This is a genomic window from Marinomonas ostreistagni (assembly GCF_016461785.1).
GTDB lineage: Bacteria > Pseudomonadota > Gammaproteobacteria > Pseudomonadales > Marinomonadaceae > Marinomonas > Marinomonas ostreistagni_A.
The window spans coordinates 77683-90110 of the sequence record NZ_JAEMUH010000015.1; the positions used below are offsets into that span (position 1 = coordinate 77683).

A 12428-nucleotide genomic window follows, 5' to 3' on the forward strand; every position below is an offset into this window, starting at 1 on the left:
CGTGAGTAGAGGCTTCTACTCACGCTCTGCATTTTGGTAGGTAGATATGAAAGTACTTGTCGCAGTTAAGCGCGTCGTCGATTACAACGTTAAGGTACGTGTCAAATCCGATGGATCCGGTGTGGATCTTGCGAACGTGAAAATGTCGATTAACCCATTTGATGAAATCGCCGTAGAAGAAGCCATTCGTCTTAAAGAGTCAGGTAAAGCGACGGAAGTGGTCTTGGTGTCGGTGGGTTCCGCTAAATCTGAAGAAACCCTTCGTACCGGTTTGGCTATGGGGGCGGATCGAGGCATCTTGGTCGATACTGACGAACAGACAGTGGAACCGTTAGCGGTGGCTAAAATTCTTAAAAGTGTTGCTCAGTCCGAGCAAGCGGATTTGGTCATTCTGGGTAAGCAAGCGATTGACGATGACTGCAATCAAACGGGTCAGATGCTGTCTGCATTGTTGGATTGGCCCCAAGGCACATTTGCTTCGGTGGTGGATGTTTTGAGTCCAGAGAAAGTCAACGTTACCCGTGAAGTCGATGGTGGCCTGCAAACCTTGCAGTTACGTTTGCCAGCGGTGGTGACAACCGATCTTCGTCTTAACGAACCTCGCTTTGCCTCGTTGCCAAATATTATGAAGGCTAAAAAGAAACCGGTGGCGAAATTGACCTTGTCCGATGTGGGGCTAGGCGATGAGGTGCTGACCCCAAGGTTGACCGTTAAAACAACCCAAGAACCGGCGTCGCGTCAAGCGGGTATTAAAGTAGGCAATGTTGCTGAGTTGATCGAAAAACTTAAGAATGAAGCTGGTGTGTTGTAAGGGGAGACAGTGATGAAAACATTATTAATTGCAGAGCACGATAACAAAGCCTTATCCCCGCAAACGGCCAAGGCTTTAACTGCCGCTAAGCAATTGGGGCCAGTTGACTTATTAGTTATGGGATACGAGTGCGCAGCTGTTGCCCAGCAGGCAGCACAGCTGCAAGGCGTTGAAAAAGTGCTACTAGTAGAGCATTCGGAGCTTACTCATCAATTGGCTGAGAGTTGTGCTGAGACCATTCTGGCCATGGCGTCCGGTTACACAGCCATCGTGGCCGCAGCGACTACCACAGGGAAAAATACATTACCTCGAGTGGCCGCTAAATTGGATGTGATGCAAATTTCTGAAGTGATCGAAGTGCTGGATGCGAGCACTTTCAAGCGCCCGATTTATGCAGGTAATGCCATTCAAACGGTGACGTCTAATGATTCTATTAAGGTGTTAACGGTTCGTACATCCAATTTTGAAGCAACGCCCTCTGGCTCTGAATGCTCTGTTGAGTCGTTAACGCTTGACGTGCAAGCGGGGCCATCTGCGCATATTTCTGATCAGCTGTCTGTATCGGAACGTCCAGAGCTTTCTTCTGCCAAGGTTATTATCTCGGGTGGGCGAGCACTGGGTTCTGCGGACAAGTTCCAAGAAGTCATCCTGCCTGTTGCCGATAAACTGGGAGCGGCAGTGGGTGCATCACGCGCCGCGGTTGACTCAGGTTATGCACCGAACGACTGGCAAGTGGGTCAAACAGGGAAAATTGTCTCACCAGACTTATACATTGCCTGTGGTATTTCTGGTGCCATCCAACACCTTGCGGGTATGAAAGACTCAAAAGTGATTGTGGCGATCAACAATGATGAAGAAGCGCCAATCTTCCAAGTTGCGGATTACGGCCTGGTAGCGGACTTGTTTGTGGCATTACCAGAGTTGGAGGCAAAGCTGTGACATCTGCTACGGATACCTTGCCAGAACGCGAAAGTATTGAAGTCGATGTTGTGATTGTTGGCGCTGGCCCTGCGGGGCTGGCTTCTGCAATTAAGTTAAAGCAACTCAATGCTGAATTAAATGTGGTGGTATTGGAGAAAGGTTCTGAGGTTGGGGCGCATATTGTTTCTGGGGCGGTGATGGATCCGATTGGCATGGATGCTTTATTGCCCAACTGGCGGCAAGAGCCTGATCATCCCTTTAAAACACCTGTGCAAGCAGACCATTTTCTTTGGTTGTCCAAAAACAGTGCGTTGCGTTTGCCGAATAGCTTAATGCCTAAGCTGATGAATAATCATGGCAACTACATTGTTTCTTTGGCCAATGTCTGTCGATGGTTGGCCAGCAAAGCCGAAGAGCTAGGTGTTGATATTTATCCAGGGTTTGCTGCCACTGAGTTGTTGTTCAATGAGCAAGGTGCGGTGTGTGGCGTCGCAACAGGGGATATGGGACTGGATCGCAGTGGCACCCCTTCCTCTCAGTTTGAACGTGGTATGGCTCTGTTTGCCAAATATGTCTTGTTAGGCGAGGGAGCTCGAGGTTCGCTGAGTAAACAGGTCATTAAGCATTATGACTTAAGTGCCAATGCGGACCACGCCAAATTTGGTTTGGGTATTAAAGAGCTGTGGGAAGTCGCGCCAGAAAAGCATCAGGCAGGATTGGTACAACACTCTTTTGGTTGGCCTTTAGACGGCTCAACCGGAGGTGGTTCGTTCTTGTATCATCTTGAAGATAATTTGGTAGCGGTAGGTTTTGTGGTTCACCTGAACTATAAAAATCCCTACCTTTCGCCGTACGAAGAGTTTCAACGTTTTAAAACCCATCCAAAGATTAAAGAGACGTTTACGGGTGCCAAACGTATTAGCTATGGTGCACGGGCGATCAGTGAGGGGGGGTGGCAGTCGGTGCCAAAGCTGTCTTTCCCGGGCGGTGTGTTACTCGGCTGTGCCGCTGGATTGGTGAACGTTCCGCGTATCAAAGGCAGTCATAACGCCATCTTATCAGGCATGTTGTGTGCTGAGCATGTAGCCAAAGCGATTGCTTTGGAAAACTACCATGGCGATCTTACCGCCTTAGAGCAGGCTTGGCGTCAATCTGCCATCGGCCAAGACCTGAAAAAAGTACGCAACGTCAAACCACTTTGGTCAAAACTGGGAACGTTAGCAGGTGTTGCATTAGGCGGTTTGGATATGTGGACCAATGAGCTGTTTGGCGGTTCGCTTTTCGGTACCTTGAAACACGGTAAAAGTGATGCCCAATCTTTGGAGCCTGCTTCTAGGCATCAGGTGATTGACTATCCAAAGCCCGACGGTGTTTTGACTTTCGACCGCTTGTCGTCAGTGTTTATGTCTAACACCAACCACGCGGAAGAACAGCCATGTCACCTTAAAGTCATGGATATGTCACTGCAGAAAAGCTCTGAATTGGGCTTATATGCAGGACCTTCTACGAGATTCTGTCCGGCTGGCGTGTATGAGTGGGTCGAAAGAGAAAGCGGGACGGAATATGTAGTGAATGCGCAAAACTGTATTCATTGTAAAACCTGCGATATCAAAGATCCCAATCAGAATATCACTTGGGTGCCACCACAAGGTGCTGAAGGCCCTGTTTATCCGAATATGTAGTTTTTTACACTTAAGGATATAAAGCGCTCTTTTTTGAGAGGTGTATAATGGCCATATATTAATGGCCATTATTTTTAGAAGGGTTGTATTAGAGTATTTTTAATTGACGAAGAAAATCGCAATCATCATTCTTCCAGGATTTGCACTGACATCATTTTCCCTCACGGTAGAAGCATTTAGTGTGGCTAATTTGCTTGAGCGCGGTGATCTATACGAATACACAGTTTACAGTGCATCCGATGATCACTCTGAAAAAATGGTAACGAGTTCTAATGGTATAAAAGTTAAAGCGGATAAGCATATTTCTGAGTTCCAAAGTGCGGATTTTATCTGTTTGTGTGCTTATTATAATGCGTCAAAATTTAGAAATGAGTTCCTTGATAAACTATTAAAGAAATATTATTCAGAAGGTGGGTATTTAGCGTCTCTTTCTAGTGGGAGTTTTACATTCGCTCGAATAGGAATTCTTAAAAATAGAACTTGTACAGTAACTTCTGAGCAGGAAGATGTGTTTCGGGAACTGTATCCTAGTATAAGTCTAGTAGAGAGCTTATATACCGTTAATCATAGAATATATACTTGTCGTGGTGGTGCAACGGCGTTAGATATGATGATGTATATTATTGGTAATGATTACGGTACAGATCTGACAGAACGCATTTCACAACGGTTTCAGACGGCTAAAATTCGTACTTTTGACGAAATTAACAAAAGCAATAGATATTTGAAGTTGAATTTAAAATCTCCTGTTCTAGCAACGGTGGTTGAAATTATGGAGTCAAATATTGAGGAGCCTTATTCTATCGAATATATAAGTGAAATTGTTGGTGTGTCTAATAGGAATATTGAACAATTGTTTAAAAAGCATTTTGACATATCGCCGAATAAATATTATTTAAAGGTTCGACTTGCTAAAGCTTTGAAGCTGGTTGAGGAAACTCATTTGCCCATGTTGGACATAGCCAGTGCTTGTGGTTTTTCCTCTCATAGTTACATGGGGAAATGTTTCAAAAAGGAGTTTGGCTTTTATCCATCAGTGTTGAGAAAGTAATATCTATCAAGTTAAGCTTATTCACTCTTCTAAAAATTACCACTTTTGTTCGTGTTTGTAATAACTGCATGGATATTAAACCCTCCATAATAATTTCCATGTTGAAATTCACAACCACAAACACAAAAGGAGATGGCCATGAGCATTGAGATTCATAGCTACCTACAAGCAAAAGAAACAGATGTGAACTCCATTCCGGTTATTGATGTTAGCACGCTAATTGATGGCACTAATGTTCAATCCGTCGCGGAAAAAATAGGTTATGTATGTGAGAACCTAGGTTTCCTATATGTTGTTAACCATGGCGTTAGTAAGGAACTAATGGATAAGGTTAAAAGCTATACGAAACTTTTCTTTGATTTGCCTTTGGGAGAGAAAGAAAAATTAAATCTTGAGCAAAGTGGCGAGTCGTTTCGTGGCTATATTCCCATGTATGGTGAAAATGTTGACCCAGAATACACCAAAGATTTTAAAGAATGCTTTGATTATGCTCTTCATGAAGAGAAGGTATCACCATTCTTTGGCCCTAATATTATGCCGGACTTTATTCCCGATTTTAAAGAAGTAATGGAAACATATCATGCCGAGATGCTAAAGTTGGCAAATAAGCTTATTGGCGCTATTTCAGTAAGTCTAGGCTTACCGTTTGACTACTTTTATAAGTTGCAGCAACATCCTATTTCTATTCAGCGTCTTCTACATTACCCACCACAAACAGGTAAAATTTCACGAGAAGAAATTGGTATTGGCGAGCATACGGATTATGGTTTTCTGACGATTCTTTCACAAGATGAAGTTGGTGGACTACAAGTTAAGAATCGTTCTGGTGATTGGATCAGTGCTCCGCCAATTGAAGGGAGCTTTATTGTTAATATCGGCGACCTAGTTCAGACATATAGTAATGATAAATACATCTCTACTTATCATCGTGTTATTAATACAAGTGGTAAGGAAAGATATTCATTTCCATTTTTTATGGATATGGACTTTGATGCGGTAGTAGCGCCGGTGCCAACCTGCGTATCAGACAGTAATCCTGCTAAATACAAGGCATACACCTGCGGAGAGCATAAGTATCGACGTTTTGTGGAGAGTCATCCGCATCTTCAGGTAGATAAAGCTGTATAAATATTACTTCTTCTGCTCACCCTTTTTTGCCGTAAGCTTGCCTTACGGCTTTTTTTGAGTGGCTGGTTATTGGGCTTGTGCTTTGATTAATTGCAGTATTTCTTGTTCTGTCTTTTCATATGGACCTTGCATATTTACATCAGCGCCATATTGCTCCAGCAATTTGTAACAATCTTCAAAATTCTGTGACGCCGCATACAAGGCTGGATAAAAGCCTGACATCGGGTCTTCATCATTGATCAGCCCGTCGGCGATGTGGTTTTCCAAGATGTAATTTAAGCACTCAATTGAGCCATTAATGGCGCAAGCGTCTAAAGTGCTGGCACCAATGTGGTTGCGTACCGTGAAATCTACGCCTTTCTTATGAAAGATCTTCAGCGCTTCTAGATCATTGTCAAAGCATGCTGCGACGAGCAAGGTATGACCGTCACCAAGATCTTCACTTTCGATGTAGTCATTGGTCAGTTGCTGCAGTTTTTCCTGCATTTCGTGGGCTGAAGAATCTGTACTGCTCATAGGCTCAATTATCTCGTCGTCCCTGAATAACTCTCAACCCATTGAATGCAAAGTGTTTTTATACGATAGTTAATGCCTAAATCTTGCTATAAATACGCCATAAGGCCCAAAAAGTTGCAGAATGGGGGAGTTTTATGAAGCCTCGTCAGACAAAGACCGTACCGCAAAAGGATTTATTCCAACCACAGCTCGTTGACATCATTAACCCCAACCATCCTTTAGTTCGGCTGGCTAAGGTCATTGATTGAAACCAGTTGGATAACGAATTGGCAGGACACTTCTCAACGGTGGACGCAGCCGCGTTACCTACTCGCCTTATGGTGGGATTGCTGTATTTGCAACACTTGCATAATTTGTCTGACTAAATGGTATTAGAGCAATGGCTTGAGTCGCCTTACAACCAATACTTTTGTGGCGAAACCTTTTTCCAACACGACTTTCCGTGTCATCCGACCAGTCTTGTAAAATGGCGAAAACTGTTAGGAGAAGAAGGCTGTGAATGGCTGCTAACCCAGACGATACAAGCAGGACTCAAACTAAAAGTTATCAAGCCAGCGAGTCTAAAGCGTGTAGTGGTCGACACCACGGTACAAGAAAAGAATATTACCTTCCCAACGGATGCCAAGCTCTACAACAAGGCTCGACAGCAGCTCACTCAAATTGCCAAAGAACAAAACATCACGTTAAGGCAAACCTACGACAAAGCCTGTCATGAGCCCATGCCAAAAATTGAATGCTATGGCCATGCCAAGCAATACAAGCGCATGAGAAAAGCCATTAAACAAGTCAAAGGCTTTTTAGGGCGAGTACTGCGGGATATTGATCGGCAAGTAAAACGTCAAGGGTTAGCGCTCACCCAAAAACAGGAAGACACACTTAACCAAGCCTATCGATTGCTGAAACAAACTCGCCAGAGCAAAAACAAACTTTACAGCTTGCATGAACCCAATGTGGACTGCATCTCCAAAGGTAAAGCTCATAAACGTTATGAGTTTGGAGTGAAAGCCAGCATAGCCGTGACCGCTAAAGAATCCTTCATTGTGGGTGCAAGAAGCTATCCAGGTAATCCGTATGATGAGCACACCCTGAAAGATCAACTGCAACAAGTGGAAACCTTGATAGGGCGAAAACCAGAAACGTGTTTTGTTGACCGAGGATATAAAGGATCAGGCGTGGAAGACATTAAAGTCTTGATTGCAGGCCAAAAACGCGGAGTCCCTAAGAAAGAGAAGAACTGGATGGGGAGACGAAATAGCGTGGAACCCATCATCGGGCACCTCAAATCAGATGGAAAACTCAGACGATGCTACCTCAAAGGAATATAGGCGATGCGATGAACGTAATCTTAAGTGCCTGTGGTCAAAACCTTCGTAAGCTACTGAAGTGGCTTAATTTTGCCTTGATCTGGGGTTGCTTTTATAGCGGGATGGAATGGATGCAAGCCTTATTGCCGAGAAGGCTAGAAAATGAAATGGCGTTTTAGACTAAAAACGCCATTGCGTTTATCTTCTGAAGGGCTTTTGAATACGGCGATCTGCCCTGCAATGTAGGCACTGCTGTAAATGATTTTATAGCCGCCTTTTAATTGATCGAGAACTCCAGTGATTTTCTTGCGCGCTTCGCTGCCAAATTCATACATAGCGACAGGAAGGGGCTTGGATTCATCCCATTGGTAAGGAATATAGCCAGCCCAGACAAGTGGTACGGTCGCTATTTTTCGCCTCTGTCAGTTCTGTCTTGGGTGATAATGCCTATGTCTATTTCACCTTTTTCGATCCGTGGGACAAGAGTGGTGGAGGGTTCGCAGACAAAACTAATTTCGACTTGGGGATAGGCCTCATTTATAGCTCTTAATATGGCCGGAAAGAAACTCACCGCATAGTCGTCAGGAATGCCCAAGCTGATTTTCCCAGTTAGGTCTTGTTCTTTCGCCATGACAATGGCAGAGCGATGGGCTTTTAGAATATTGTCAGCATGGATCAGAAACTCTTGTCCCAATGTAGTCAATGTGAGACGTCTGATTTCTCGATGAAATAACTCACCTTCTAGAACGGATTCTAAGTTCTTAATGTGCATGCTGATGGCAGACTGGGACCGATTCAGCAAGGTACTGGACTTGGTCATGGAGCACGTTTGGGCCACCGAATTAAAGGTTCGTAACCACTGGATTTCTAAGTCTCGTTCAACGCTCACAATTAAGGTCCATTTAGCTATTTGATTTTCGGGTAGAGCATGGCTTTATTATGCATTTTACGGGATGAAAAAACGCTGTTATTGTCCCTTTTTTAGGGAGTACTAAATGAAAGCAACGAAAAATCACGCAGTTTTACTGGTTCATTTTAGTACGGCTTTATTTGCGTTATCGGCCGTGTTTGCGAAAAACATGGAGGTCTCTGTGACCAATATTGTTGCCATGAGGGCGTTGCTGGCGGCGTTAGCGTTGGGTCTGGTGTTGGCTTTCTTCAAGAAGAATCAGTGGCGCAGGCTGAGTATAAAGGAGTGGGGGCATTTAATTACACTCGGTGGGCTTTTGGCTTTGCACTGGCTGTGTTTTTTCGTCGGCGTTATTGAAGCAGGGATCGCCGTGGGGACATTGGGCTTTGCTTGTTTCCCAGTGTTTGTCGCACTTATCAATAAAACACTCTACGGGACCATCATTTCTAAATTCGAATGGCTCTGTATCAGCGTGATTATTGTCGGCTTATCCATTTTATCCCTCGATAGCTTTTTAGATTCCGACAGCCTGCTGGCATTGGCTTGGGCAATCGCTTCAGGAGCTTCCTATGCGGTCATACTGGTTTACAACCAACGCGTGTCCGTAAAGGGGTCGGCGATACAGTCATCATGGATACAATTTGTCAGCTGCGGATTATTCGCGCTGCCATTTGGAATCAGCAGCTTGCCAGCAATAAGTATTGATGATGTGATTTCACTAATCGTTATCGGCTTTCTCTGTACGGGCGTTGCTTACACATTACTCACTAAAGCCCTTCAATCTGTGCCATCCTCCAAAGCCGCTGTAGTGATTACCCTAGAGCCGGTTTGGGCGATTCTTTTCGCGGCGCTACTAGGTACAGTGCCAACCGTGAGTGTTTTGATTGGCGGCGGGCTGATTATCGCAGCGGTGACTGCAAGAACTTTAAAAGTGTCGGATGCTTAATTAAATACTAATCACCTAAAGCCTGAGACCAGCTGTTTAAAAACTGCGTTTGCTTATGCTGATCTAAATACAACAAAAGTTCTGGGCCTAGGCGAATAGGGTGAAAGTTGGTGCTACTGTTGAGCTGATTCTCGGGATCGTTATGAGAACCTAGCGTCCGATCTAATGGCATTAAAGCCGTGTTGTTGGCAATGGTTTTCTGGCCCGCAGAGGATCTTAAGTAAGCAATAAAATCCGCCGCCAGTTCTGCTTCCATAGCGTCACGATGTACAAAGGCGGAGCGCACAATCACCAATGCGTAGTCTTCAGGAACGATTACGCCAATATGTTCATTGTTCATGGCTTTTGCCATGGCATAAGAGCCCAGCAAGTTGTAGCCAAACACCAAATCACCGGTTGTCAGTCGGGTTAATAACAAAGACGTACAACAATGAATATCCGCCCGTGCTCGACCTAAGCTTTCTTGTAGACGCCCTGTTAGGCTGAAGGTGACCTCATCTTGAGAAGCAACCAAATAGCCTAGTCCTGAACTGGCGGCGTCATAAGTACCAATGCGACCTTGGTAAAATTTCGCCTGTTCCCGTAGCTGCTCGGCTAATGCTTCATGGGTATGGGGAATAGACCTGTTATGAAACGCTTCTTTATTGTAAACGAATACAATCGGTTCATAGGTGAAGCCAAACAGTTCGTTGCTCCATTGTGCCCAAGGTTGGTGGCTGGAAACATCCGGCACGTCTTCAATAGGTTGTGCAAAGCCATCATTGACTAATTTTACTTGCAGGTCAGAGGCCGAGCTGATCACCACATCAGGGGGCGGCAAGGTCGGATCGAGCAACTCATCATAAAGTTCTTGGGTATTAAACTCCCGATACAGAATGGTGACCTCAGGGTTTAAGGTTTCAAACTCATGCAACAATGGGCGAATCGCACTGATGTCCGTGGCACTGTAGAGACGAAGCACGGATTCTTGCGCTATCAATGGCAACGTGGAGAAAATTAAATAGCATGCAAAGGCGATTCTAAACATCGTTAGCGTCCGTTATGTGAGGGAATGAAAAACACACGGCTAGTCCACCTAGTTCGCTTTTAGATAGCGAGAGCTGACCTCGATGGGTTAAGGCGGCACTTTGTGCGATAGCAAGCCCAAGGCCAGATCCCTGAGTGTTACTGCCTACTTTAACAAAACGCTCTAACGCTTTATTCATCATGTTTTCCGGTATACCTGGGCCATTGTCTTCCACCCATACTTGATGATTTTCCTGCCTATGATGGAGGCTGATGCGGATGATCGCTGAAGTGTTTAAAGTATGGGAGCCATGCTGGACAGCGTTATCAATGACGTTGCGCAAGGCTTCTTTTAACACTAACTCATCACCTAATATCTCCACTTCCTGAAGCGGTGGGACGTATTCAAACTCTATGTCCATATGGGCGTAGTCCCTTACGGCCTGAGTTATGACGTCTTGCAGGATCTTTTGCATGGCTAATACAGAAAATGTTTGGCGATCACCACGATGAACGATGGTGGCATGGGCCAACAGCTGATTGGTTAATCGGGTAAGCTTGGTATGGTCTTTATATATCTCATTGATGGTATTTTTATCAATTTGCTCGTTGTCTGAGGTGAGAGCAATTTCTAGCTGTGCTTTCGTGGTGGCTTGTGCTGTACGAATTTGATGAGAGGCATCGGCAATAAAATCACGCATAGCCGCCAATGCGCTCAGCCATTGTTGACGATAGTCGTTGATGGCTTGAGTTAAGGGCGCGACTTCTAGCATCTTGGTTGTTGGCAGGTTTTGCTTATCCATTGCTGATTGGGTATTGAGCTGGGAAGACAGCCAATTTAAAGGGGATAATGCGCGATTGATGGCGATCCACATCACTAACAAAGCTGTACCCATCACCACCATTAGCGTTGTGAGAGCCGCATAAAGTGTGTCGCGCATCTGTGTGTCTCTTGCTAGGGTTGTCTGCCCCAAAATAATGGTGACATTGCCTGCCACTGAGCGCTCACTCAGGCGTTTTTGGCGAACAATGAAGCGCACTTTCTTCCCTTTGTAGGTGTGCAGAACGTAATGAGGCTCCATTAGATCCGTTTTTTGGTCGGTTAGCTTTACGGGTAGATCAGAGTAGCCGCTGAGAAAATCAGCGTTAGGTCCATAGATGGCGTAGTAGATCTTATCGTCTGGGGCTAGCTGTAAGATTTCGAATCCGGAATAGGGTAAGTCGATATGTACCTGATTTTTGGCCACATTAATGCCGTCCAGCATGGTGACACTTGCGCTGGATAATAGGCGATCATAGGAATAGTCGGCGCTGGTGTTCGCGTAATGCCAAACGCCAACACTCAGTATGGCCAGCACGGTACACATAAACAGTGCCGTTCTTGTCAACATTCGCTGACGTAAGGAATACTCCTCAGAAGACGAAAACAAGGCGAGCAGCTTTTCAATCATGGACATGCGCTAGATACCCCAAACCACGGACAGTCTTAATTATTAATGTGGAGCCTTGAAGTTGTTTTCGTAACCTCGTCAGTGTCTGCTCAACTGCGTTAGGGGTGTAGGCTTCATCGAAATTGTAGAGCCGGTTTGCGATGTCATCTTTGGTCAGCATTCGATCTAGATGGGTTAAAAAAAGCTCAAGCATTTGCACTTCTCTAGGGCGCAGTTCAATGGTCTCTTGATTGACCTTGACGACTTTGGTCGCACTATTAAAGCTTAAATTACCGCAATGAATTTCATTATCGGACTTGCCTCGCTCCCGACGAACCAGTGCTCGACAGCGGGCCGCCAGCTCCCTTAAATCAAACGGTTTGACCAAATAATCATCGGCGCCTAAGTCGAGCGCACTGACCCGATCATCGACTTCGGCACGGGCGGTTAGAATTAACACAGGAATAGAGTTTTTTCTTGATCTAAGCGACGTTAGCAGCTCAAAGCCGCTTTTTCCTGGCAAGTTCACGTCAAGAATCAATACTTCGATGGTGTCATGAGCCAAGATGGATTCCGCTTTTTCAGCACTGTCTACCCAATCAATGGCATGTCCCATTTCAGAAAAATACTGGACGATGGATTGTGCTAGTCCTTGGTTATCTTCTGTGAGCAACACTCGCATATACACTACTCTTTTTTGTTTTTTTATTCGGTGTCAGTTTGA

11 protein-coding genes and 1 pseudogene are annotated in these 12428 nt (G+C 45.0%); 7 read left to right on the forward strand and 5 right to left on the reverse strand.

What is annotated here, in order from left to right:
- The first annotated feature begins 46 nt into the window (after positions 1-46).
- The 5 genes from JHD44_RS15275 (at position 47) to JHD44_RS15295 (ending at position 5593) form a co-directional block, all read left to right on the forward strand.
- Positions 47-811 (forward strand): electron transfer flavoprotein subunit beta/FixA family protein, encoded by a 765-nt coding sequence (locus JHD44_RS15275; protein ID WP_199463633.1) that lies wholly within the window; start codon positions 47-49, stop codon positions 809-811.
- 12 nt (positions 812-823) lie between these two features.
- The gene (locus JHD44_RS15280; RefSeq protein WP_199463634.1) at positions 824-1750 is read left to right on the forward strand and encodes an electron transfer flavoprotein subunit alpha/FixB family protein; all 927 of its coding nucleotides are present in this window, start codon (positions 824-826) and stop codon (positions 1748-1750) included.
- On the forward strand, positions 1747-3414 hold the full coding sequence (locus JHD44_RS15285; protein ID WP_325097109.1) for an electron transfer flavoprotein-ubiquinone oxidoreductase: 1668 nt from the start codon (positions 1747-1749) through the stop codon (positions 3412-3414). The genes JHD44_RS15280 and JHD44_RS15285 overlap by 4 nt, the downstream gene beginning before the upstream one ends.
- 103 nt (positions 3415-3517) lie before the next feature.
- Positions 3518-4465, forward strand: coding sequence for a GlxA family transcriptional regulator (locus JHD44_RS15290; RefSeq protein ID WP_199463635.1), 948 nt, complete (start codon positions 3518-3520; stop codon positions 4463-4465).
- Positions 4466-4603: 138 nt separating this feature from the next.
- A complete protein-coding gene (locus JHD44_RS15295; RefSeq protein WP_233402198.1) occupies positions 4604-5593 on the forward strand; it encodes an isopenicillin N synthase family dioxygenase in 990 nt (329 codons plus the stop codon).
- 66 nt (positions 5594-5659) lie between these two features.
- On the opposite strand, the gene JHD44_RS15300 is transcribed toward JHD44_RS15295, so the two are convergent.
- Positions 5660-6109: an ankyrin repeat domain-containing protein gene (locus JHD44_RS15300; RefSeq protein WP_199463637.1), complete on the reverse strand. Its 450-nt coding sequence runs from the start codon at positions 6107-6109 to the stop codon at positions 5660-5662.
- A gap of 134 nt (positions 6110-6243) precedes the next feature.
- On the opposite strand from JHD44_RS15300, the pseudogene JHD44_RS15305 reads away from it, so the two are divergent.
- Positions 6244-7509: pseudogene (locus JHD44_RS15305) on the forward strand (IS5 family transposase); the annotation flags it as partial.
- A gap of 310 nt (positions 7510-7819) precedes the next feature.
- Here JHD44_RS15305 and JHD44_RS19160 read toward each other — a convergent pair.
- On the reverse strand, positions 7820-8302 hold the full coding sequence (locus JHD44_RS19160) for a LysR family transcriptional regulator (protein WP_199463638.1): 483 nt from the start codon (positions 8300-8302) through the stop codon (positions 7820-7822).
- Positions 8303-8408: 106 nt separating this feature from the next.
- Here JHD44_RS19160 and JHD44_RS15315 point away from each other — a divergent pair, with 106 nt between their 5' ends.
- Entirely contained in the window at positions 8409-9269 is an 861-nt protein-coding gene (locus JHD44_RS15315) for a DMT family transporter (protein ID WP_199463639.1), read from the forward strand.
- Positions 9270-9276: 7 nt separating this feature from the next.
- On the opposite strand, the gene JHD44_RS15320 is transcribed toward JHD44_RS15315, so the two are convergent.
- From JHD44_RS15320 to JHD44_RS15330, 3 genes are read right to left on the reverse strand one after another with little or no spacing between them, the layout of a single operon-like run.
- Positions 9277-10296 (reverse strand): ABC transporter substrate-binding protein, encoded by a 1020-nt coding sequence (locus JHD44_RS15320; RefSeq protein ID WP_199463640.1) that lies wholly within the window; start codon positions 10294-10296, stop codon positions 9277-9279.
- Complete coding sequence (locus JHD44_RS15325; protein WP_199463641.1) at positions 10289-11731, reverse strand: sensor histidine kinase; 1443 nt, start codon at positions 11729-11731, stop codon at positions 10289-10291. Before JHD44_RS15325 ends, JHD44_RS15320 begins: the two co-directional genes overlap by 8 nt.
- Positions 11718-12386: a response regulator transcription factor gene (locus JHD44_RS15330; RefSeq protein ID WP_199463642.1), complete on the reverse strand. Its 669-nt coding sequence runs from the start codon at positions 12384-12386 to the stop codon at positions 11718-11720. The genes JHD44_RS15325 and JHD44_RS15330 overlap by 14 nt, the downstream gene beginning before the upstream one ends.
- Between the last annotated feature and the right edge of the window lie 42 nt (positions 12387-12428).

Excerpts from the sequence above, each read along its gene's own strand:
- JHD44_RS15275 (WP_199463633.1), top strand. The coding sequence starts at position 47 with ATGAAAGTACTTGTCGCAGTTAAGCGCGTCGTCGATTACAACGTTAAG.
- JHD44_RS15280 (WP_199463634.1), top strand. The coding sequence starts at position 824 with ATGAAAACATTATTAATTGCAGAGCACGATAACAAAGCCTTATCCCCG.
- JHD44_RS15295 (WP_233402198.1), top strand. The coding sequence starts at position 4,604 with ATGAGCATTGAGATTCATAGCTACCTACAAGCAAAAGAAACAGATGTG.
- JHD44_RS15300 (WP_199463637.1), bottom strand. The coding sequence starts at position 6,109 with ATGAGCAGTACAGATTCTTCAGCCCACGAAATGCAGGAAAAACTGCAG.
- JHD44_RS15315 (WP_199463639.1), top strand. The coding sequence starts at position 8,409 with ATGAAAGCAACGAAAAATCACGCAGTTTTACTGGTTCATTTTAGTACG.
- JHD44_RS15320 (WP_199463640.1), bottom strand. The coding sequence starts at position 10,296 with ATGTTTAGAATCGCCTTTGCATGCTATTTAATTTTCTCCACGTTGCCA.
- JHD44_RS15325 (WP_199463641.1), bottom strand. The coding sequence starts at position 11,731 with ATGTCCATGATTGAAAAGCTGCTCGCCTTGTTTTCGTCTTCTGAGGAG.
- JHD44_RS15330 (WP_199463642.1), bottom strand. The coding sequence starts at position 12,386 with ATGCGAGTGTTGCTCACAGAAGATAACCAAGGACTAGCACAATCCATC.